16 protein-coding genes are annotated in these 22,514 nt (G+C 72.0%); 8 read left to right on the top strand and 8 right to left on the bottom strand.

Going from position 1 to position 22,514, the window contains the following annotated elements; translation table 11 throughout:
• The first annotated feature begins 184 nt into the window (after nt 1–184).
• From OIE49_RS13155 to OIE49_RS13145, 3 genes are all read left to right on the top strand, one after another.
• Nucleotides 185–499, top strand: coding sequence for a hypothetical protein (locus OIE49_RS13155; protein ID WP_326802473.1), 315 nt, complete (start codon nt 185–187; stop codon nt 497–499).
• Complete coding sequence (gene malQ / locus OIE49_RS13150) at nt 500–2,827, top strand: 4-alpha-glucanotransferase (RefSeq protein WP_326802472.1); 2,328 nt, start codon at nt 500–502, stop codon at nt 2,825–2,827. It begins immediately after the preceding gene.
• Nucleotides 2,828–2,946: 119 nt separating this feature from the next.
• The gene (locus OIE49_RS13145) at nt 2,947–3,216 is read left to right on the top strand and encodes a hypothetical protein (protein ID WP_100566810.1); all 270 of its coding nucleotides are present in this window, start codon (nt 2,947–2,949) and stop codon (nt 3,214–3,216) included.
• A gap of 162 nt (nt 3,217–3,378) precedes the next feature.
• Here the strand turns inward: OIE49_RS13145 and OIE49_RS13140 are convergent, their stop codons facing one another.
• On the bottom strand, nt 3,379–3,906 hold the full coding sequence (locus OIE49_RS13140; RefSeq protein WP_326802471.1) for a MarR family winged helix-turn-helix transcriptional regulator: 528 nt from the start codon (nt 3,904–3,906) through the stop codon (nt 3,379–3,381).
• A 78-nt stretch (nt 3,907–3,984) separates the two neighbouring features.
• On the opposite strand from OIE49_RS13140, the gene OIE49_RS13135 reads away from it, so the two are divergent.
• Entirely contained in the window at nt 3,985–4,950 is a 966-nt protein-coding gene (locus OIE49_RS13135) for an EamA family transporter (protein WP_326802470.1), read from the top strand.
• A 269-nt stretch (nt 4,951–5,219) separates the two neighbouring features.
• On the opposite strand, the gene pepN (OIE49_RS13130) is transcribed toward OIE49_RS13135, so the two are convergent.
• Nucleotides 5,220–7,865 (bottom strand): aminopeptidase N, encoded by a 2,646-nt coding sequence (pepN, locus tag OIE49_RS13130; protein ID WP_326802469.1) that lies wholly within the window; start codon nt 7,863–7,865, stop codon nt 5,220–5,222.
• A 112-nt stretch (nt 7,866–7,977) separates the two neighbouring features.
• Between pepN (OIE49_RS13130) and OIE49_RS13125 the strand changes: the two genes are divergently transcribed.
• The gene (locus OIE49_RS13125; RefSeq protein WP_326802468.1) at nt 7,978–8,478 is read left to right on the top strand and encodes a DUF1203 domain-containing protein; all 501 of its coding nucleotides are present in this window, start codon (nt 7,978–7,980) and stop codon (nt 8,476–8,478) included.
• Here OIE49_RS13125 and OIE49_RS13120 read toward each other — a convergent pair whose 3' ends face one another.
• Together OIE49_RS13120 and OIE49_RS13115 are read right to left on the bottom strand one after the other, a co-directional pair.
• Nucleotides 8,479–9,495, bottom strand: coding sequence for an aspartate-semialdehyde dehydrogenase (locus OIE49_RS13120; RefSeq protein WP_326802467.1), 1,017 nt, complete (start codon nt 9,493–9,495; stop codon nt 8,479–8,481).
• A 197-nt stretch (nt 9,496–9,692) separates the two neighbouring features.
• Nucleotides 9,693–13,019: a S8 family serine peptidase gene (locus OIE49_RS13115; RefSeq protein WP_326802466.1), complete on the bottom strand. Its 3,327-nt coding sequence runs from the start codon at nt 13,017–13,019 to the stop codon at nt 9,693–9,695.
• A 319-nt stretch (nt 13,020–13,338) separates the two neighbouring features.
• Between OIE49_RS13115 and OIE49_RS13110 the strand changes: the two genes are divergently transcribed.
• Nucleotides 13,339–13,785, top strand: coding sequence for an NUDIX hydrolase (locus tag OIE49_RS13110; RefSeq protein WP_326802465.1), 447 nt, complete (start codon nt 13,339–13,341; stop codon nt 13,783–13,785).
• Between the two features lie 81 nt (nt 13,786–13,866).
• Here the strand turns inward: OIE49_RS13110 and OIE49_RS13105 are convergent, their stop codons facing one another.
• Nucleotides 13,867–14,928: a hypothetical protein gene (locus tag OIE49_RS13105; RefSeq protein WP_326802464.1), complete on the bottom strand. Its 1,062-nt coding sequence runs from the start codon at nt 14,926–14,928 to the stop codon at nt 13,867–13,869.
• Nucleotides 14,929–15,131: 203 nt separating this feature from the next.
• Nucleotides 15,132–17,732: an aminopeptidase N gene (gene pepN, locus OIE49_RS13100; RefSeq protein ID WP_326802463.1), complete on the bottom strand. Its 2,601-nt coding sequence runs from the start codon at nt 17,730–17,732 to the stop codon at nt 15,132–15,134.
• A gap of 135 nt (nt 17,733–17,867) precedes the next feature.
• On the opposite strand from pepN (OIE49_RS13100), the gene OIE49_RS13095 reads away from it, so the two are divergent.
• A complete protein-coding gene (locus OIE49_RS13095) occupies nt 17,868–18,542 on the top strand; it encodes a mycothiol-dependent nitroreductase Rv2466c family protein (RefSeq protein ID WP_326802462.1) in 675 nt (224 codons plus the stop codon).
• A gap of 82 nt (nt 18,543–18,624) precedes the next feature.
• Here the strand turns inward: OIE49_RS13095 and OIE49_RS13090 are convergent, their stop codons facing one another.
• Nucleotides 18,625–20,007, bottom strand: a complete 1,383-nt coding sequence (locus tag OIE49_RS13090) for an amino acid permease (RefSeq protein ID WP_326802461.1) — start codon at nt 20,005–20,007, stop codon at nt 18,625–18,627.
• A 363-nt stretch (nt 20,008–20,370) separates the two neighbouring features.
• Between OIE49_RS13090 and OIE49_RS13085 the strand changes: the two genes are divergently transcribed.
• Complete coding sequence (locus OIE49_RS13085) at nt 20,371–20,952, top strand: biotin transporter BioY (protein WP_100566821.1); 582 nt, start codon at nt 20,371–20,373, stop codon at nt 20,950–20,952.
• 126 nt (nt 20,953–21,078) lie between these two features.
• Here the strand turns inward: OIE49_RS13085 and OIE49_RS13080 are convergent, their stop codons facing one another.
• A complete protein-coding gene (locus OIE49_RS13080; protein WP_326802460.1) occupies nt 21,079–22,512 on the bottom strand; it encodes an amino acid permease in 1,434 nt (477 codons plus the stop codon).
• Nucleotides 22,513–22,514 lie beyond the last annotated feature (2 nt).

The following is a 22,514-nucleotide window of genomic DNA, read 5'->3' as shown; positions in this document are numbered from 1 at the left end:
GTCCTGACCACACCATCCCCAGGGGTAGGTGTCAACGAGAGTGGCCGTTGTGCCGCGATTGCCCCAACCTGGTGGAAGGGAATGTGACCAGCGGCACGTAGGCCGTTCTTCTACGTCTGCCCCGGCGCGCACTGGGTAGGGCTGCGGTAATCCCCTTGACGCCGTACTCGACAAGGAGGCCCCCGTGGCCGCACCGGCACACCTTCTGCTCTCGGCCCTGTCCAAACACGTGGCGGAGCCGCCCGCCGACCACCTGCTGCCCGACGACGGACTGCCGACCCCGGCCGGCCGGATGCCCGAGCCCCGGCTGCCCGCCGAATCCGGCCCGAGCGTGTTCAGCGCGGAGGGCGCCTACGCCGACGTCCCGCTCACCAGCGAGCCTCCGCTGCCCGACGCCGAGCCGCTCACCAGCGAGCCGCCGCTCGCCGAGACCGCCCCCCTGACCAGCGAGTCGGTCGCCGAGTCGGCCGAACAGGACCCCTGCCGCGCGGAGTTGTAGATGACACAACCGCGGCCGGCCGAACCTCCCGGATCCACCGGGTCTCCCGAACCCGCCGGGCCTGCCGGGCCTGCCGGGTCCTCCGAGCCTCCCGGGCCTCTCGGTGACGAGTTGGCCCGGCTCGCCGCGCTGCACGGCGTCGCCACCTCCTACAGCCCCTCCACGGGCCGTACGGTCACCGCCTCCGCCACCGCGGTCGTCGCGGCCCTGGCCGCCCTGGACGTCGACGCGAGCACCCCGGCGGCCGCCCGCGCCGCGCTCACCGCCCGCGAACGGGAACGGGACGAACGGCTGCTGCCACCGACGGTGGTGCACTGGCTGGGCCCCACGGCGGACGCTCCCACGGGCGGTGGCCCCGCGGCGGACGCGGACGCCGGGCTGCCGTCGGCCGCCCTCGCCGGGCTGCCGTCGGCCGCCCTCGCCGGGCTGCCGTCGGCCGCCCTCGCCGGGCTGCCCCCCGGCACCCGGCTGGACGTCGAGACCGAGCAGGGCGAGACCCGCACATGGGTGCACGGTGCGGACCGGACCGGCGACCGCGTGGACCCGACGGCCCCCGTGGCCCCCCTGCCACCCGGCGTCCACCGGCTGTCCGCCACCGCCCCCGACGGCCGCACCGGGCAGGCGCACCTGATCGCCGCCCCGCCCCGGCTGCCCACCCCGGCGGCACGCTCGTACGGCCTGCTCGTCCAGCTCTACTCCCTCCTCTCCCACCGCTCCTGGGGCATGGGCGACCTCGGTGACCTGGCCGAGCTGAGCGGCTGGGCCGGACGGACGCTGGGAGCCGGGTTCGTGCAGGTCAACCCGCTGCACGCGGCCGTGCCCGGACCGCCCGCCGACCCGTCCCCCTACCGCCCCTCCTCGCGCCGCTTCCCCGACCCGGTGCACCTGCGCGTCGAGGACGTCCCGGAGTTCGCGTACGCCGAGGACCGCGAGCGGCTTCGGCCCCTGCTGGAGCGCGCCGGCCGGCTGCGCGCCGCCGTACTGGACGAGGGTGCGCTGATCGACCGGGACGCGGTGTGGGAGCTCAAGCGCGAGGCGCTGGAGTTGGTGCGGCGGGTGCCGCTCGGGCCCGGCCGCCGCGCCGCCCACGCCGACTTCCTCGCCGAACAGGGGCGGGCCCTGGAGGACCACGCCACCTGGTACGCGCTCGCCGAGGTGCACGGCTCGGACTGGAGCCGGTGGCCCGAGGGGCTGCGCGACCCGCGCTCGACGGAGACCGCCCGCGCCCGCGCCGCGCTGCGGGACCGCGTCGACTTCCACTCCTGGCTCACCTGGCTCACCGACGCCCAGCTCACCGACGCCCAGCGCACCGCCCGCGAGGCGGGCATGGGGATCGGGATCGTGCACGACCTCGCCGTGGGCGTGCACCCCGGCGGGGCCGACGCCTGGGCGCAGCGGGACCACTTCGCGGCCGGCATGTCCGTCGGCGCACCGCCGGACGCCTTCAACGCACGCGGCCAGGACTGGGGCCTGCCGCCCTGGCGCCCCGACCGGCTCGCCGCCTCCGGCTACGCGCCCTTCCGCCGGCTGCTGCGCGCCCTGTTCCGCTACGCCGGTGCCCTGCGCATCGACCACGTCATGGGCCTGTTCCGGCTGTGGTGGATCCCGCAGGGCCTGCCGCCCACCGAGGGCACGTACGTCCGCTACGACGCCGAGGCCATGCTCGCCGTACTGGTGCTCGAGGCCTCGCGGGCGGGGGCCGTGGTGATCGGCGAGGACCTCGGGACGGTGGAGCCCGGGGTGCGCGAGACCCTGGACCGGCGCGGGGTGCTCGGCACCTCGGTGCTGTGGTTCGAACGGGACTGGGAGGGGTCGGGCCGCCCGCTGCCCCCCGAACGCTGGCGCGCGGACTGCCTGGCCACCGCCACCACCCACGACCTGCCGTCCACCGCGGCCCGCCTCACCGGCGAGCACGTCGCCCTGCGCCACCGCCTCGGCCTGCTCACCCGCCCCCTGGAGGAGGAGCGCGCGGAGGCCGCCGCGGACACGGACGAGTGGCTGGCGCTGCTGACGGAGCTGGGCCTGCTGCGGCGCACGGACGGCCCTGGCGGCGCGGCCGCGGAGGAGGCCGGGATCCAGGCGGTCCACCGCTTCCTGCTGCGCACCCCGGCCCGCATGATCGGCCTGTGGCTGCCGGACACGGTCGGCGACCGTCGTCCGCAGAACCTGCCCGGCACCTGGGACCAGTATCCGAACTGGCGCCTGCCCGTCGCCGACGCCGAGGGCCGCCCGGTCACCCTGGAGGAACTCGCCGCGTCGCCCCGGCTGCGCGCCCTGACGGACGTGCTGCGGACGGACGCACGGACCGTGCCGGACGACACGGGCTGACCGCCGGGAAGCGCCGGGGCCCGCGCGGGTGCGACCCGTGGGGTTTTTTCCTCGGCTGTCCGGTGCGAATACGGCACCCCGGGCGCGCGACCCGTTCCGGGGTTCGCTACGTTTGCACCGTGGACAAGAAGAACGCCCTGCGCGCCGGCGCTCTGGCCGCCGGTACGACGCTGATGATGCTGCTCATGTCGTCTCCCGCGCTCGCGCTGACGCGCGACGACGGCGACGACCCCGGCAAGGGCCTGAGCGTCATCCAGACGCTGGGTCTGTTCGTCGGTCTCCCGCTCCTGCTGTTCCTGGTCATCACCGGCCTGGTCATGGTCCTGGACAAGTCCAAGGACCGGCAGCCGCGCGTGAGCCGGGACGTGGACGTCAAGGCCAAGGCCTGACGGGGTCCTCTCCCACCGCGGTCCGTCCGCAGCACGATCCCTCCGAGGGCGCCGACCTCGCCGTACGTACGCGCACAGCCGCCGTACGTGGGCGAGGTGGGCGCCCTGGGTGCGTTGCGGGACCGGAGTTCCGGGCGGCCGCGAGAACGCCGGGCAGGGGCCCTACGCCGGTGCCCCCGGTGACTCCGACGCCTCCGCCAGCAGCTCCCTGAGCAGGCCGGCCAGCTCGCCCGTCCGAGCGGCGTCCAGGCCGGACAGCGCCTGCGTCTGCGCGGCCAGTCCCGCTCCCACCGCCTCGTCGATGAGCCGCAGCCCCTTGTCGGTCAGCGTGACCCTGAGCCCCCGGCGGTCGTGCGGATCCGGCGAGCGGCGCAGCAGCCCCGCGGCCTCCAGCTTGTCCAGCCGCCCGGTCATCCCGCCCGTGGTGAGCATGAGGGTCGCCGAGAGCTGCCGGGGCGAGAGCGTGTAGGGCTCGCCGGCCCGGCGCAGCGTGGCCAGCACGTCGAACTCGCCCCGCGAGATCCCGAACGGCGCGTACGCCTTCTCCATCCGGTCTCCCATCGCCCGCGAGAGCCGGAAGATCCGCCCGAAGACCTCCATCCCCGCGGTGTCGAGATCGGGCCGTACGGCCGCCCACTGGTCGATGATCGCGTCGACGGCGTCCGCGCGCGGTCGGGGGCGTTCAGTCATGGACCGAGTATCCGCCGCCCTACGGTCGACCGCAAGAAAGTAGCTTGACGCTAAGTAGCTTGCAGCTAAGCTAATTGCATGGCTGACTCCCGGCGTCCCGCCGCCACCTGGTCCCTGGCCGCCCTCACCGCCCTCGCCCCGGTGTCCTGGGGCACCACCTACGCCGTCACCACCGAGTTCCTGCCGCCCGGGCGGCCCCTCTTCACGGCGCTGGCCCGGGCGCTGCCCGCCGGGCTCCTGCTGCTGGCGATGGCCCGGGTGCTGCCGAAGGGCGCCTGGTGGTGGAAGGCGGCGGTCCTCGGCGCGCTGAACATCGGCGCCTTCTTCCCGCTGCTGTTCCTGTCCGCGTACCGGCTGCCGGGCGGAATGGCGGCGGTCGTCGGCTCGGTCGGGCCGCTGTTCGTCGTGGGACTCTCCGCGCCGCTGCTGGGGCAGCGGCCGACGGGGCGGGCGCTGCTCACCGGGATCGTGGCCGCGTTCGGAGTCAGCCTCGTCGTGCTGAGGGCGGCCGGCGCGCTGGACGGCGTGGGAGTCGCCGCCGCCCTCGCCTCCACCGCCTCGATGTCCACCGGCACCGTGCTGGCCAAGAGATGGGGCCGCCCGGCCGGTGTCGGTCCGCTCGCGCTGACCGGCTGGCAGCTCACCGCGGGCGGCCTGCTGATCGCACCCCTCGCCCTGCTGGCCGAGGGGCCTCCGCCCGCGCTGGACGCCCGCGCCCTCGGCGGCTACGCCTACCTCGCCCTGGCCAACACGGCGCTCGCCTACTGGCTCTGGTTCCGCGGCATCGGCCGGCTCTCCGCCACCCGGGTCACCTTCCTCGGCCCGCTGTCGCCGCTCACCGCCGCCGTGGTCGGCTGGGCCGCCCTCGGACAGGCGCTCACCCCGGTCCAACTGGCCGGCATGGCACTGGCGTTCGGCGCGACGGTGGCGGGACAGCTCGGTTCCGGACGCGTTGATGCGGGGGCCGCTCCACCGTCGCCGCGCAGGACCCGTCAGGTACGGCTCGCCGGTCCGGTGCGGGAGGCATGCGTCCGCCAGGAGTGACGGGACGGAGGGCGCAGAGCGGAAGGGAAAGGGGCGCCCGGTCGAGCACCGGGCGCCCCTAGGGCCTCTCGTTTGGATCAGGCCGGGCTCGCGGGCCCTGGCACCGCTCCCCCAAGCTCTTCGAGCAGGGGGCACCCCCAGCCGCGTTGTCGTCGGTTGGCAGGGCTCCGCCCTGCCGCCCTCCTCCGCCTTGCGAGGCACGGCACCAGACCCCGCTCCCTGATCCGGCCTGATCCAAACGAAAGACCCTAGTCGTCGTACGGGCCGTGTTACGGCTGGGCCGCCGTGTCCGCCGCCTGGGCCTTCAGGGCGCGCTCGACGCCCGCCCGTGACTCCGAGACCAGCCGGCGCAGCGCCGCGTTCGGCTCGGCCGAGGCCAGCCACTCGTCGGTCTTGCGCAGGGTGTCCTCGGACACCTGGATCGACGGGTAGAGGCCGACCGCGATCTGCTGGGCCATCTCGTGGGAACGGGCGTCCCAGACGTCCTTGACCATCTCGAAGTACCGGTCGGTGTACGGCGCGAGCAGCTCGCGCTGGTCGGTCTGCACGAAGCCCCCGATGACCGCCTCCTGGACGGCGTTCGGGAGCTTGTCGGACTCGACGACCGACGCCCAGGCCTCGGCCTTGGCCTCCTCGGTCGGGCGGGCGGCGCGGGCGGTGGCCGCGTGCCGCTCACCGGCCGCCGTCCTGTCGCGCTCGTACTCGCCCGCGATCTCCGCCTCGTCGAACCGGCCGACGGCCGCCAGCCGCTCCACGAACGCCCAGCGCAACTCCGTGTCCACGACCAGGCCCTCGATGGTCTGCGAGCCGTCCAGCAGCGACTCGAGCAGGTCGAGCTGCTCCGGCGTACGCGCGGTCGCCGCGAAGGCGCGCGCCCACGCGAGCTGGTGGTCGCTGCCCGCGTCCGCCGCCCGCAGGTGCGCCAGCGTGGCGTCCGTCCAGCGGGTGAGCAGGGCCTCGCGGGTGGCCGGGTCGGCGTACAGGTCGACGGCCAGCTTCACCTGGCGGTGCAGCGACTGCACCACACCGATGTCGGACTCCTTGCCGATCCCGGACAGCACCAGGGACAGGTAGTCGCGGGTCGCCAGCTCCCCGTCCCGGGTCATGTCCCAGGCCGACGCCCAGCACAGGGCCCGCGGCAGCGAGGACTCGAAGTCGCCCAGGTGCTCGGTGACGACGGCCAGCGATCCCTCGTCCAGGCGGACCTTGGCGTACGACAGGTCGTCGTCGTTGAGCAGGATCACCGCCGGGCGGCGCCGGCCTGCCAGCTGCGGCACGGCGGTCAGCGCGCCGTCCACATCCAGCTCGATCCGGCCGTCCGCGGCGCGCACCAGCTTGCCGCTCGCCTCGTCGAGGTCGTACAGGCCGATCGCGATCCGGTGCGGGCGCAGGGTCCCACGCGGCGGAGCCGCATCATCGGATACAGCGCCCTTGGCGCCGGCCGGCAGGGCGGGGGCCTCCTGGCGGACGGCGAAGGAGGTGATGACCCCCGCCTCGTCCGTCTCGATCTCCGGACGCAGGATGTTGATGCCGGCCGTCTCCAGCCACTTCTTCGACCAGGTCTTCAGATCGCGCCCGGAGGTCTCCTCCAGCGCGCCGAGCAGGTCGGACAGGCGCGTGTTGCCGTAGGCGTGCCGCTTGAAGTACGCCTGCACGCCCCGGAAGAACTCGTCCATGCCGACGTAGGCGACGAGCTGCTTGAGGACGCTCGCGCCCTTGGCGTAGGTGATGCCGTCGAAGTTGACGAGGACGTCGTCCAGGTCACGGATGTCCGCCATGATCGGGTGGGTGGACGGCAGCTGGTCCTGCCGGTACGCCCAGGTCTTCATGGAGTTGGCGAACGTGGTCCACGAGTGCGGCCAGCGCGAGCCGGGGGCGTACGCCTGGCAGGCGATGGAGGTGTACGTGGCGAACGACTCGTTCAGCCACAGGTCGTTCCACCACTCCATGGTGACCAGGTCGCCGAACCACATGTGGGCCAGCTCGTGCAGGATGGTCTCGGCGCGCATCTCGTACGCCGCGTCGGTCACCTTGGACCGGAAGACGTACTGGTCGCGAATGGTGACCGCGCCCGCGTTCTCCATCGCGCCCGCGTTGAACTCCGGCACGAAGAGCTGGTCGTACTTCTCGAACGGGTAGGCGTAGTCGAACTTCTCCTGGAACCAGTCGAAGCCCTGCCGGGTGACCTCGAAGATCGCGTCCGCGTCGAGGAACTCGGCGAGGGAGGGCCGGCAGTAGATGCCGAGCGGGACCGACTGGCCGTCCTTCTCGTACACGCTGTGGACGCTGTGGTATGGGCCGGCGATCAGCGCGGTGATGTACGTCGAGATGCGCGGCGTCGGCTCGAACACCCAGACGTCTTCCTGCGGCTCGGGCGTCGGCGAGTTGGACACCACCGTCCAGCCCTCGGGCGCCTTCACGGTGAACTGGAAGGTGGCCTTCAGGTCCGGCTGCTCGAAGGAGGCGAAGACCCGTCGGGCGTCCGGTACCTCGAACTGGGTGTAGAGGTAGGCCTGGTCGTCGACCGGGTCGACGAAACGGTGCAGACCCTCACCGGTGTTGGTGTACGCGCAGTCCGCGACGACCCGCAGGATGTTGCGGCCCGCGAGCAGGCCCGGCAGGGCGATCCGGGAGTCCGCGAAGACCTCGGCGGGGTCCAGGGAGTCGCCGTTGATGGTCACCTCGTGGACGGCCGGGGCCACCAGGTCGATGAAGGAGGCGGCGCCTTCCTCGGCGACGTCGAAGCGCACCGTGGTCACGGACCTGTAGGTGCCTCCCCCACTCTCAGCTTCGTTCGAGCGGGTGGGATCCCCACCCTGCGCGCCGGAGAGGTCGAGATCGATCTCGTACGAGTCAACGGTGAGCAGCTTCGCCCGCTGCTGCGCCTCTTCGCGAGTCAGGTTTGTGCCAGGCACGCGGTCATCTCCTCGTGATGTGTGGATTGCGCCATCTTTCCACGTGACCCGGGCGGAAGGCGACGACCGGAACCCGCCGGTGACCGGGGCGGTGGAGCGCGAGTCTGGGGGCATGACGACAGTGAGTGGAACGACGGGATACAGCGCACGTGCCATCGCCCCGGCGGTGCTGGCGCGGCTGCGGGAGCGGGACGACGCCGGACGCCCGGCGGCCCCGTACACCGACGAGGAGGGCGGCGCGCCCCTGCGCTGCTGCCTGCGCAGGAGCGAGCCGGGGGAGCGGATCGCGCTGGTCTCCTACGCCCCGCTGCGGCGCTGGGCGGCGGAGACGGGCGCCGCCCCGGGCGCGTACGACGAGCAGGGGCCGGTCTTCATCCACGCGCGGGAGTGCGCGGGGCCGGCCGGCGAGGGCCGTCCGTTCAGCAACGCCCACCGTGTGGTCCGGCGCTACGGCGCCGACGGGCGCATCCTGGGCGGTCGGCTGGTCGGGGAGGGCGCCGCCCGGTTCGACGCGGCCTTCGCGGAAGCGTTCGACGACCCGGCCGTGGCGCTCGTCCACGTCCGGGCCGTCGAGTACGGCTGCTTCCTCTACGAGGTGCGCAGGGGCCAGTGACTAGCCCTTGAGCTCCGCCGCCACCAGCTCCGCGATCTGCACCGCGTTCAGGGCCGCGCCCTTGCGGAGGTTGTCGTTGGAGATGAACAGGGCCAGGCCGTTGTCCACCGTTTCGTCGCGGCGGATCCGGCCGACGTAGGACGGGTCCTGTCCGGCCGCCTGGAGCGGCGTCGGGATGTCGGAGAGGGCGACGCCGGGAGCGCCGCCCAGCAGCTCGGTCGCACGCTCCACGCCGATCGGGCGGGCGAAGCGGGCGTTGACCTGGAGGGAGTGGCCGGTGAAGACGGGCACGCGCACGCAGGTGCCGGACACCTTCAGCTCCGGGATCTCCAGGATCTTGCGGGACTCGTTGCGGAGCTTCTGCTCCTCGTCGGTCTCGTTCAGGCCGTCGTCGACTAGGTTGCCCGCGAGGGGGAGCACGTTGAAGGCGATCGGGCGCTTGTAGACGGAGGGCTCGGGGAAGTCCACGGCCGCGCCGTCGTGGGTCAGCCGGTCGGCCTCCGCGACGACCTTCATGGTCTGGCCGTGCAGCTCGGCGACGCCCGCGACGCCCGATCCGGACACCGCCTGGTAGGTGGCGACGACCAGCGCCGTGAGGCCCGCCTCCGCGTGCAGCGGCTTGAGAACCGGCATCGCGGCCATCGTCGTGCAGTTCGGGTTGGCGATGATGCCCTTGGGGCGGTCGGTGATCGCGTGCGGGTTCACCTCGGACACCACCAGCGGCACATCCGGGTCCTTGCGCCACGCCGAGGAGTTGTCGATCACCACGGCGCCCTGCGCGGCGACCTTCTCCGCCAGCGCCCTGGAGGTCGCGCCGCCCGCCGAGAACAGCACGATGTCCAGTCCGGTGTAGTCCGCGGTGGCGGCGTCCTCCACCGTGACCCCGTCGAGGACCGAACCCGCCGAGCGGGCCGAGGCGAACAGGCGCAGCTCGGTGACCGGGAAGTCGCGCTCCGTGAGGATCCCGCGCATGACCGTGCCGACCTGACCGGTGGCTCCGACGATTCCGATCCTCACGGTTACTCCTTCTGCTCATTCACTCTGCGTACGCGGTACGCGCAGGACGGTTCCATCATGCGTCTGTCCTGGGTCCGTCTGTCCAATCATTGCCCACGGAGTGGGACGGCCCGGTGGACGGGCCGCACCGGAAACGCAAGGGGCGGGCTCCGTATGGAGCCCGCCCCGCCGTCACGTACCGGAGGTGGAGACCGCCGTTACTGGACGACCTTGCCGATCTTCACGCTGCCGAGGCCCGCGGCGGTGCCACGGGTGTTCAGCACCTGCACCTCGCCGAAGAACTCGCGGCCCGCGGGGGCCGGCTGGTTCGCGACGACGTCGGCGGAGATCTGCGCCGTGCCGTTCGGGGCGAGGGTGTACACCTTCGACTCATCGACCTTGACCGAGCCGAGCGCCGCCGAGTAGTACACGTCCCGGTAGTCGTAGGCCGTGGTGCCGGCCGGCACCGAGTAGGCGTCGATCAGGACGGTGTACGTGCCCGCGGCGGGCTTGGCGATGGAGACGGACTCCTCCGAGCCGCCCGCGGCCGAGTAGGCGACGCGCGTGCCGGCGGCGTTGTACACGTACAGGTCCAGGTCGGCACCGGCGTCCGAGACGTTGCCGATGGCGACGTCCAGGCGCTCCGCACCGGCCGGCACGACGATGGTCGTCGTCTGCTCCTCGCCGTCACGGATGCCGGGACGGTCCGACTTCGACGAGCCCAGCGAGCCGCCCTTGAGCTGGGCGTCAAGACCGGCGAGCTTGTTCGTCAGCGTCCAGGACACGGGGGTCGGCGCACCGGCCTTCGCCTCCTCGACCGTCTGCACCGCGGGGCTGAAGTCCAGCCCGTACACGGCCGCGTTCAGCTTGTACGGGTTGTCAAGGAGCGGCGAGGTACGACGCGCCTCGACCTCGATCTCCCAGACGCCCGGCATCGGCTTGGCGTACGAACGCACGTCCGGACGGCAGGTGTTGGCCGGGTTGTTGTAGTTCGGGTAGCAGTACGGGGTCGAGGTGTTGTCCACCGGGGTGCCGTACGGGTGGATCGCGATGAAGCGGGTCTGGCTGCCGTCCTTGAGGCCGCTCATCGAGACCTCGAGGGTCTTCGCGCCCTCGGGGACCGTCACGAAGTACGACTCGGTGCTGTTGCGCTGCGCCACACCCGACACCGAGTAGGTGTAGGACGGCTTGGCGATGTCCGTGGCGACCACCACGGTCAGCATGATCTGCTTGTCCACACCCTCGGTGCGGTTGTCGTCGACCTCGAGGATCGCGCTGTGCACGCCGGCCGAACCGGGACGCGCCTCGATCTTGACCGTCACCGGCTTGTTCAGCGGCAGCGAGACCTCGTGCGAGCCGACGATCTTGAAGGTGCCGTCGTCGTTCTTCAGGCTCAGGTGGTGCTTGACCGAACCGGCCGCGCCCGTCGTCCGGGTGACCTGGACGTCGTAGGTCTTCTTCTGGCCCTTCTTCAGACCGCCCTCGCGGTCGTACAGACCGGTGCCGAAGTCCGGCGTGGCAAGCGCCCAGGACAGCGAGGTGCTGACCGGGGCCTTGACCGTGTACTCGTGCGCCGAGGCGCCCTTCTCGATCGACTTCCAGGCCTTGACGATGTCCATCAGGCCGGCGCCCTCGCTGTGCGGCTGCTCGCCCTTGATGTGCTGGGCGGTCGAGGTCAGCGCGGTGCGGAGCTTCGCCGGGGGCAGGTCGATGTGCTTCTGCTTGGCCGCCGACAGCAGCAGCGCGGACGCGCCGGCCGCCTGCGGGGAGGCCATCGAGGTGCCCTGGAGCATCGAGTAGCCGGCCGGCAGCGAGTAGCCTGCCTCGGCGACCGGGCCGCCGGGCAGCCAGGTCTGGGTGGTGTTGATGGCCGCACCGGGCGCCGAGATGATCGGCGCGAAGCCGCCGTCCTCACGCGGACCGCGCGAGGAGAACGGCATCATCGAGTACGACTTGTTCACCACGGAGCCGTAGTTGGCGGCCCAGGTCTCCTTGGAGATGGTCGCGCCGACCGAGATGACCTTGTCGGCCAGGCCGGGGTCGCCGATGGTGTTCAGACCCGGACCGCTGTTGCCCGCCGAGATGACGAGCTGCACGCCGTAGGTGTCGATGAGCCGCGTGTAGAGCTGCGCGCGGGCGTTGTTGCCGTCGTTGAGCGCCGGCAGGCCGCCGATGGACATGTTGACGATGTCCACGCCGCGGTTGACGACGAGGTCGATCATGCCCTCGGTGAGCGCGACGTTGGTGCAGCCGCCGTTCCAGTTGCAGGCCCGGGAGGAGACGATCTTCGCGCCCGGGGCGGCGCCGTTCATCTTGCCGCCGAACAGACTGTTGGCGGCGGTGATGCCGGCGACGTGCGTGCCGTGCTCGGACTCGATCACGCCGATGTTGACGAAGTCGGCCTTCTTGCCGACCCAGGACCCGCCGTAGGGGTCCATCGCCACGTCCTTGCGGATCTCCACGACGAACGGGATGCGCATGTCCGCGCCGGTCGCGGGGTCCTTCTTGTCCTGGCCGAAGTAGCCGACCTGGTAGCCGTCCTTGTACGGCTTCATCGGAACGTCGTCCGTGAAGTCGTTGTTGTTGTTCAGGTCGACGCGGACGGTGCCGTTCGCCGGGTCGTACAGGACGCCCCAGACGCTGGTGGTCCTGCCGTCGCGGTCCAGGTCGCCGTCGGCGTCGCCGCCCTTGGTGGCGGACTCGCTGAAGGTGTTGAACAGGAAGTTGCCCGCCGGCGTCTTCCAGGTCTTGCCGCCCGAGGTGAACTGGGGGCCCGTGACACTGGCGGTCATCGGGCGCCAGGTGCCGTCGCTGTCGACGATCGGGTCGGTGGCGGTGACCCAGTCGACGATCTTGCGCTCGCCGGTGGTGGTCTTCTGGAGGGCGGGGTGGCCCAGGTCGACACCCGAGTCGAGGACGCCGATGGTCACGCCGCGGCCGTCCGCCTTCGGGTTCTTCTTCACGAAGTCGACGGCGCCCGTCTCGAAGGACGGGTTGTACGGGTTCTCGGCAGGGGTGTTCTTGTCCGGCGCCGGGTAAGTGCCCTTGTCCTTGCCCTTGCCCTTGTCCTTGCCCTCGGGGGAGTCCGCCTCGGGCCGCGGGTCGTCGAGCGGGATGTCCTGCTTGAGGTCGATGGCCTGCACGGAGGACAGCTTCGCGGCGGCGGCGATCGCCGAGTCCGCCTTGCCCGTCGGCACGGTGGCGCGGACGTAGCCGAGCTTGTCGTAGGTGCGGCCCACGGCGCCGCCGTCGACCGCGTTCAGCTGCTTCGCGACCTGCGCGGTCTGGCCGGGCTCGGTCGCGATCATCATGGTGACGTTCTTGGCGCCCTCGGCCTTGGCCTCGGCGAGCAGTTCGGCACCGGCCGAACCGAGTTTGTCGCCCGCCGGCTTGACGGCCGGGTCGGTGGACGCGGGGCCGTCCTGGGCGACGGCCAGGGGTATCGGGCCGGCCACGGAGAGCGCGGCCACCACGCCGGCGGCCATGGCGATACGGGCCAGGCGTCTCGCGCTCGTGAGCGGTGCGCGCTGGGGGTCGGGGGTCATCGGCATCCCTTGCAGGTAAAGGAACCAAGCGAGGTGCGATCGGGGTCGATCGCGATCGTCCGAATTTCGGAGTCGGATGATCGCTCAGCTTTACCTAAAGGAAAGATGTTTGACGAGAGTTGGTCCTGACAGGATGGACGCATGGCGTACTTCCGCCATGCGCCACGAGGGGCATAGGGGTCCAAACCGTGGCGCTTCTCCCGGTGGCGCGGGCGTGCAACCGTCCCTGCGTTCACGGGCGTTCACCCTGCGTCGCACCGGACCCACGGACCTCGCCGATTCGCTACGGACAGCCCCCTTCCCGCCGTAACGTCCCCCCATGAACCAGGAGTTGAGGGTGGCGGCCTACGCCGTGTGTGTACGGGACGGACGGCTGCTGCTGGCCCGCTGGGTGGCGGGCGACGGGACCCGGCGGTGGACCCTGCCCGGCGGTGGCATGGAGCACGGCGAGAACCCCTACGACACCGTCGTGCGCGAGGCCGAGGAGGAGACCGGCTACACCGTCGAACCGGTCGCCCTTCTGGGCCTGGACTCCGTCCGCCGCCACTACCCGCGCCCCCAGGGCGCGCAGGCCGACTTCCACGGCCTGCGCATCCTCTACGAGGCCCGTGTCACCGGCGGCGAACTGCGCCACGAGACGGCCGGCTCCACCGACCGGGCGGCCTGGCACCCCCTGCCCGCGGTGTCCGCCCTCCCCCGGGTGGGCCTGGTCGACGTGGGCCTCCACCTGTGGCACACCCGCCCGCCGGCGGGAAACCCCGCCTGACGTACGAGGAGGGGCCGCCGGATCGGAATCCGGCGGCCCCTCCTCTCCCCTCCTGGTGCGTCCCCGGTGGACGTCCGGTCACTACCGGGGTAGCGCGACCACGTATGCGGCCGGGTCGCGGTCGGTGGCCGCCATCAGGGCGGTGCGGACGACCGTCGCCTGCTGCTCCAGGGACTCGCGCAGCTTTCTGGGGGTCAGGTGGACGACCGTGATGCCCAGTCGTTCCAGGTGCTCGCGCTTGCCGGTGTACTCGGAGACCACGGCCTCGTCGTCCGGCCGGCCCCCCTGGCGGTGGGCGCGGGTGTCCAGCTCCAGCGCGACCGCCTGCTCCGGCCAGTACGCGTCCACGCCGCCGAGGACCGGGCCGCCCGGCAGCCGCAGGTCGACGTTCCAGACCGGGTCCGGCAGGCCGTGCTCACGCACCATCCGGTACAGCCGGTCCTCCGCGAGCGCCCGCCGCTCGGCCAGCAGCAGGTCCACCGCGTCCACCACGTGCGGCCGGCTCAGCAGCCCGGCCCCGGCCAGCTCGCGGACCACGGCCGACGGCTCGCAGTACCCGCCGCGCACCGCCTCGGTCAGCAGCCGCCGCACCGTGCCCGCGTCGGACAGACCGGCCACCGCGTCCGCCAGGGCGCGCGGCACCGGAGCCACCGGCAGGCCCGTGACCGCCTCGGCGGCGGGCAGGCCGGCCGTGCGGACGATCCGTGCGCAACCGGCCGAGCGCAGCCGCCGGCCGCGCTCCACCAGGACGTCGATCTTCTCCAGCGCCGGCAGACCGGGCGACGCGGCCAGTCCGTGCAGGGTGAGCGCCGCGAGACCGGTGACCATCGCCTCCGCGTACACCGGCCGGTGCGGGCCCTGGGCGGTCGGCTGCGCCGGCACCCCGGCGGCCGCGCCAGGGAGCGGTCCGCGCGCCGCGTACAGGAGCACCGCGTGCAGCCGTTCCTCACTGGTCGGTGGGCCCGGATGGAGCAGGAACACCCCCGGCAGGAACTCCTGCCAGGGCCCGCCGGCGTGGCACCGTGCGGCGGTCTCGGCCGCCGACACTCCGTGCTCGCGCAGCTGAGCGGTGGTCAGGACCCGGCGCGGGGCCTCGGCGAGGTGGTGCAGGGGGCGGGGGGAGAGCGGGGTTTCGTGGTTCATGTCCGGCACGTTTCCCGCACCGTGTGCGGCCGTTAACCGCTGTTACACGCCCGTTGACAAACCTGGACAAGCTCGCCCTAAAGGACGGTTGTTCGGATGCCGAAAACCCCTGGTCCCCTCGCGGGTGGACCAGGGGTTACGGCAGGCCGGGCACGCATCTTGTAACAGTTACCGCACGCCCGACCCTTGGCCAGAACTACGCGTCAGTCGGCGGATGTTCCGGCCGCCGCGTCGCACTCCTGTCCGCGCAGCGCACGTGCCAGGTCGTCCCGGGCCTCCAGCACCAGGCGGCGCAGCGCGGGAGCGGCCCCCTCGTGCGCGGTGAGCCACGCGTCGGCCGCCCGCAGGGTCTCCGGCGAGTCCTGCAGCGCCGGGAACAGCCCCCGCACGACGTCCATGCCGATCTGGATGGACCGCTCGGTCCACACCCGCTCGATCGCCTCGAAGTACCTCGGCGCGTACGGCGCGAGCAGCTCCCGCTGGGAGGACTGCCCGAAGCCCGCGATCGTCGCCTCCACCAGCGCGTTCGACAGCGCGTCCGAGTCCACCACCTGCTCCCAGGCCCGCGCCTTGACGGCGGCCGAGGGCCGCGCGGCCAGGCAGCGCACCTGGTGCCGCTTGCCGGAGGCGGTGTCGTCCCGGGCGAGTTCGGCGGCGAGCGCCTTCTCGTCCGCCACCCCGTGCGCCGCCAGCGGCTCCAGGAACGCCCAGCGCAGCTCCTGGTCCACCTCCAGGCCGGCGATCTCCTCCGCGCCGTCCAGCAGACCCTTCAGCAGCTCCAGGTCGTTCGGCGCCGAGGCCGCCGTGGCGAAGAAACGCGCCCACGCGAGCTGGTGCTCGCTGCCCGGCTCGGCCTGCCGCAGCTCGGCCAGCGCACCCTCGGCCAGCGCCCGCCCGCCCGTCTCCCGCCACTGCGGCGCCGCGTAGTTCACCAGCGCGGACTCCGCCCAGGCGTGCAGCATCTGGAGCACGCCGATGTCGGTCTCCCGGCCGGCGAAGCGCAGCACCAGGCCGACGAAGTCCCGCGCCGGCAGCAGCGCGTCCCGGGTCAGGTTCCACAGCGCCGACCAGCACAGCGCGCGGGCCAGCGGATCGGTCAGGCCGCCCAGGTGCTCCCGCAGCGTCGCCAGCGAGGTCTCGTCGAAGCGGATCTTGCAGTAGGTCAGGTCGTCGTCGTTGACCAGCACCAGATCGGGCGCGTCCGCACCCGCCAGCTCGGACACCACCGTACGGGCGCCGGCCACATCTGTCTCGGCGCGCGCGTACCGCTCCAGCGCACCCACCTGGGAGCGCTGGTACAGGCCCACCGCCACCCGGTGCGGGCGCAGCTCCGGGTGGTCCGCCGGGGCAATGACAGAGGCCTCCTGGATCACGGCCAGCTCCTCGATCCGGCCGTCGGCGCCCAGCACCACCTGCGGGGTCAGCGAGTTGACCCCGGCCGTCTGGAGCCACGACCGCGCCCACGCGCCCATGTCCCGGCCGCTGGTCTCCTCCAGCACCGCCAGCAGGTCGCCCAGCCGGGTGTTGCCGTAGGCGTGCCGCTTGAAGTAGCGCCGCGCGCCCTCCAGGAAGGCGTCCTGGCCGACGTACGCCACCAGTTGCTTGAGCACCGAGGCGCCCTTGGCGTAGGTGATGCCGTCGAAGTTCAGCTTGGCGTCCTGCAGGTCGCGGATGTCCGCGGTGACCGGGTGCGTGGAGGGCAGCTGGTCGGCGCGGTACGCCCACGCCTTGCGGCGGTTGGCGAAGGTGATCCAGCCGTCGGTGAAGCGGGTCGCGCCGACCAGCGAGAACGAGCCCATGAAGTCGGCGAAGGACTCCTTCAGCCACAGGTCGTCCCACCACTCCATGGTGACCAGGTCGCCGAACCACATGTGCGCCATCTCGTGCAGGATCACATTGGCCCGGGCCTCGTAGGAGGCCTGCGTGACCTTCCCGCGGAAGATGTACTCCTCCCGGAAGGTGACCAGGCCCGGGTTCTCCATCGCGCCGAGGTTGTACTCGGGCACGAACGCCTGGTCGTACTTGCCGAACGGGTACGGGTAGTCGAAGTGGTCGTGGAAGAAGTCCAGGCCCTGCTTGGTGACCAGGAAGACGTCGTCGGCGTCGAAGTGCTTGGCGAGTCCCTTGCGGCACAGGGCGCCCAGCGGGATCTCCAGCCTCGTACCGTCCTCGAACACCCGCTCGTAGGAGTCCGTCACGTGGTGGTACGGACCCGCGACCACGCAGGTGATGTACGTCGAGATCGGCTTGGTCTCGGCGAACCGCCACACCTGGTCGTGCCGCTCGCCGGCCCCGTTGCTCCACACCGTCCAGTCCTCGGGCGCCCGCACCTCGAAGCGGAACGGCGCCTTGAGGTCGGGCTGCTCGAAGTTGGCGAAGACCCGGCGGGAGTCGGCGGGCTCGTACTGCGTGTAGAGGTAGACCTCGCCGTCCTCCGGGTCGACGAAGCGGTGCAGACCCTCGCCGGTGCGCGAGTAGGCGCACTGCGCGTCCACGACCAGCTCGTTGTCGGCGGCCAGATCCTCCAGGAGGATCCGGGAGCCGTCGAAGACCTCGCTGGGGTCGAGGTCCCTGCCGTTGAGCGAGACGGCGGTGACGCTCGGCGCGAGCAGGTCGGCGAAGCTCGACGCGCCCGGCTCGTTGCAGCGGAACCGGATGGTCGTCACGGACCGGAACGTCCGCGGACCGTCCCCGGTGTCCTCGCCCACCGCGGACCGCACGTCCAGGGACACCTCGTACCCGTCGACGGACAGCAGGGCGGCCCGCTCCCGGGCCTCGTCGCGGGACAGATTCTCACCGGGCACAGGCGGCACTCCCTCGGATGTTTTCACGATGTGGACAGCATCGATCCTGCCATGCGGATATGCGGCGCGGCAGCCGGGAATGCCGTGCCCGACCGTCGATGTTGGCAGTTCAACGACCCTTTACCGAGGAGAGCCATGTCCGAGACCGCCTCCGCCGCGACCCCGTCGTCCGGCAAGACTCCCGTCGACTTCTGGTTCGACCCGCTGTGCCCCTGGGCCTGGATGACGTCCCGGTGGGTGCTGGAAGTGGAGAAGGTGCGGGACATCGAGGTCCGCTGGCACATCATGAGCCTCGCGGTGCTCAACGAGCCGAAGCTGGACGAACTGCCCGAGGATTACCGGGAGCTGCTGACCACCAAGGCGTGGGCGCCGGTGCGTGTGGTCACCGCGGCCTGGCAGAAGCACGGCCAGGACGTCCTCGGCCCGCTCTACACCGCGCTCGGCACCCGCTTCCACAACCGCGGCGAGGGCCCCACCCGCGAGGCCCTCGTCGCCGCGCTCGATGAGGTGGGCCTGCCCGCCGACCTGATCGACTACGCCGACCAGGAGAACTTCGAGTTCGACGCCGAACTGCGCGCCTCGCACAAGGAGGGCATCGAGAAGGTCGGCCAGGACGTCGGCACCCCGGTCATCGCGGTCCCCGGTCCCGACGGCGAGCAGATCGCCTTCTTCGGCCCGGTCGTCACGCCCACCCCCAAGGGCGAGCAGGCCGCCCGCCTCTGGGACGGCACCCTCGCGGTCGCCTCCGTCCCGGGCTTCTACGAGATCAAGCGCACCCGCACGGCGGGGCCGGACTTCAGCAACCTGTGACCCGCCCGGCAGGCGGAAGCCCCCGCGGGTCGCGTACTCGCGGGGGCTTCTCCCTCTCCGGCCGGCGGTGTTCCGCGCCGCGTCAGCTCCGGGCGCGCCGGCGCTGCCGGAGGTAACCGGCCGCCGCCAGGACCAGCGTCATGCCGCCCGTCGAGTACAGCTGCACCCGGGTGCCGGACTCCCCGGCCATCAGGGCGAAGACCGCCGCCATGCCGGCCAGGGCCACCCAGGTGAGCCACGGGAACGCCCACATCCGGACCGTCAGCCTCTCCGGCGCCTCCTGCTCCAGCCTGCGGCGCAGCCGCAGCTGCGAGACGGCAATGAAGATCCAGACGACGAGGATCACCGCGCCGATCATGTTCAGCAGCCAGGGGAAGACGTCGTTGGGGCGCCAGTGGCTCAGCAGCACGCAGACGAAACCGAAGACGGAGCTGGCCAGCACCGCGCGCCGCGGCACCCCGCCGGTGACCCTGGCCAGGGCCTTCGGCCCCTGAGCGCGCTCGACCAGCGAGTACGCGATGCGCGAGGAGCCGTAGATGTTGGCGTTCATCGCGCTCAGCAGCGCGACCAGCACCACCACGTTCATCAGCTGACCGGCGCCCGGGATGCCCAGGTGGTCCAGCGCGGCGACGTACGGGCCCTTCCCGACGACCTCCCCCGAGTCCCAGGGGACGAGCGTGACGATCACCGCCATGGAGCCGACGTAGAACAGCGCGATGCGCCACATCGCCGTGCGCACGGCACTCGCCACGCCGCGCACCGGGTTCTCCGACTCGGCGGCCGCGATGGTGACCGACTCCAGGCCGCCGTAGGCGAAGACCGAGGCGAGCAGGCCGACGACCAGTCCGTGGCCGCCGTGCGGCAGGAAGTCGGTGAGGTTCGAGGCGCCCGGGGAGTCGGTGCCGGGCAGCACGCCCGCGACGGCCAGCACACCGAGAACCAGGAACAGGCTGATCGCGCCGACCTTCAGCGCGGCGAACCAGAACTCGAACTCGCCGAAGTTCTTCACCGCGGCCAGGTTCGTGCCGCAGAACACCACCATGAACAGCGCCACCCACACCCACTCCGGTGTGCCCGGCAGCCAACCGGTGACGATCTTCGCGGCGCCCATGCCCTCCAGACCGACCGCGGTGCACAGCAGCACCCAGAACGACCAGCCCGCGGTGAAACCGGCCCATGGACCGAACGCCCGCTCGGCGTGCGCGGAGAACGAGCCCGACGACGGATACGCCGCCGACATCTCGCCGAGCATCCGCATGACCAGCATCACGAGCGCGCCGGACAGGGCGTAGGCGACGACGATCGAGGGGCCGGCCGCGGCGATGCCCGCGCCGGAGCCGACGAAGAGGCCGGCGCCGATCACACCGCCCAGGGCGATCATCGACAGATGGCGCTGCTTCAGGCCGTGGGAGAGGGAGACGTCGTCCGCCTGCGGGGGCGTTTCGACCGTGGTGCTGCTTGGCATGGGGGCGGCTCGTCCGGTGGGGGGCAGGTACGAAAACCCCCACAGTCTGGGCGGCCGCCCCACCGCGCCGGAGCGGCCGCTCACGATCCGGACGCGCCGTGTACGGGGAGTGAGACACCGACTACCGGAGCGGGCGACCCAGGCGTTTGGCGGGACCCTACAGTCGCCGTCCCCTCCCCGCACGTGGCGGAAACCGCGCCACCTCAGTGACCGGCATCACGTCCCACCGGGTGTGCGGACCCTTCTTTGTGCGAAACGGACCAAGCGTCCGCTCCCCCCTTGTCGACCGCTGACGGTGATCGCCGCGCCACCGCTGGGATAGCGTCACGCTGTCCCGAACCGCCCTCAACTCGCGGAGTCCCCATGAGCACCGCTGCCGCCACCCCCACCCGTACCGGGGTCGTCCTCGCCGACCTGCTGCCGGCGTCCCGTGTCCGGGACGTGGCCCTCGTGGTGGGCGGCGCCGCGCTCACCGGACTGGCCGCCCAGATCTCGCTGCCCGTGCCGCACTCCCCGGTGCCGGTGACCGGCCAGACCTTCGCGGCGCTGCTCGTAGGCACCTCGCTGGGCGCCGGCCGCGGTCTCGTCGCCCTCGCGCTCTACGTGCTCGCCGGCGCGGCGGGCGTGCCGTGGTTCGCGGGCGGTGCCTCGGGCGCGGGCTCCGTCTCCTTCGGCTACGTCCTCGGCATGCTGCTCGCCGCCACCGTCGTGGGCGCCCTGGCCCGCCGCGGCGGCGACCGCAACGTCTGGCGCACGGCCGGCACGATGGTGCTGGGCACGGCGATCATCTACGCGGTCGGCGTGCCCTACCTGGCCCTGGCCACCGGCATGTCCGCGTCCGCCGCGGTCGCCGCCGGCCTCACCCCGTTCCTGATCGGCGACGCCCTCAAGGCCGCCCTGGCGATGGGCCTGCTGCCCACCGCCTGGAAGCTGGCCGGGAAGTGACCGCACCCTTCCCGGTGCCGTAGTTCTCCGCCGATCCGCGGAAGCCTGCGCAAGAGGCCGGCCGGTGGACGTCGCTCCGTGACGTCCGCCGGCCGGCCTCTTCGTCGTTTCCCGTCCCGGCCGTCGTCAGCCGGTGGCGACCTTCTCGGTTTCCTCGTCCGCTTCCTCGGCGGCCGGGGCCGCGGCCGCCGCACGGCCGTTGTCGAGCATCTGCTTGACGAAGGAGATCGCCAGCACGATCGCCGCGACCAGCATCGACAGCAGCACGGTCTCGCGGCCGTCGTGCTCGGTGTCGGTGAGCATGTAGCCGAAGACGAAGACGATCAGCGCGGCCGCCGCCCACGTCAGATACGGGTACAGCCACATCCTCACGACCAGCTTCTCCGGCGCCTCCCGCTGGATGATCTTCCGCATCCGCAGCTGCGAGAAGCAGATCACCAGCCAGACGAACAGGGCGACCGCGCCGGAGGAGTTGACGAGGAACAGGAAGACGGAGTCCGGGAACCTGTAGTTGAAGAACACGGCCACGAAGCCGAACACGACCGAGGAGACGATCGCGGCCATCGGCACACCGCGGCGGGTGGTCCGCGCGAACGCCTTGGGCGCGTCCCCGCGCTGGCCGAGCGAGAAGGCCATCCGGGAGGCCGTGTAGAGGCCGGAGTTGAGACAGGAGAGCACCGAGGTCAGCACGATGAAGTTCATGATCTGACCGGCGTGCGCGATACCGAGGGAGTCGAGGGCGGCGACGTAGGAGCCCTTCTCGGTGATCGACTTGTCGTTCCAGGGCAGCAGGGCGACCACGACGAACACGGAGCCGAGGTAGAAGACGCCGATACGCCAGATGATGCTGTTGGTCGACTTGGTGACGGCGCGCTGCGGGTCCTCCGACTCGCCCGCCGCGAGGGTGGCGATCTCGCTGCCCATGAAGGAGAAGACGACGAGCAGGACACCGGTGAGGATGGCGCCGGGCCCGTTCGGCAGGAATCCGCCGTGGTCGGTGAGGTTGCCGAGCCCCGCCTTGTCGCTGTGCGCGCCGGGCAGCAGGCCGAACACGGCCAGCCCGCCGACGACGATGAACGCGCCGATCGCCACGACCTTGATCCCGGCGAACCAGAACTCGAACTCCCCGTAGGAGCCGACGGAGACGAGGTTGGTGGCGGTCAGCACCACCATGACGATGAGGGCCCAGCCCCACTGGGGCACGGCCGGCACCCATTCGGAGAGGATCTTGGCGCCCGCGGTCGCCTCCACGGCCAGCACGACGACCCAGAAGAACCAGTACAGCCAGCCGATGGAGAACCCGGCCCAGCGGCCGAGCGCCCGGTCGGCGTGCGCGGAGAAGGAGCCCGAGGTGGGGTTGGCGGCGGACATCTCGCCGAGCATGCGCATCACGAGGACGACGAGCGTGCCGACGAGGGCGTAGGACAGGAGGATGCCCGGTCCGGCGGTGGCGATGGCGGAGCTGGAACCGACGAAGAGGCCGGCGCCGATGACGCCGCCGATCGCGATCATCGACAGATGGCGGTTCTTGAGCCCGGCCTGGAGCCCCGAACTAGTCATGG

The organism is Streptomyces sp. NBC_01788, from assembly GCF_035917575.1.
Classification (GTDB): Bacteria; Actinomycetota; Actinomycetes; order Streptomycetales; family Streptomycetaceae; genus Streptomyces.
This window is presented reverse-complemented; position numbering and strand designations above follow the sequence as displayed.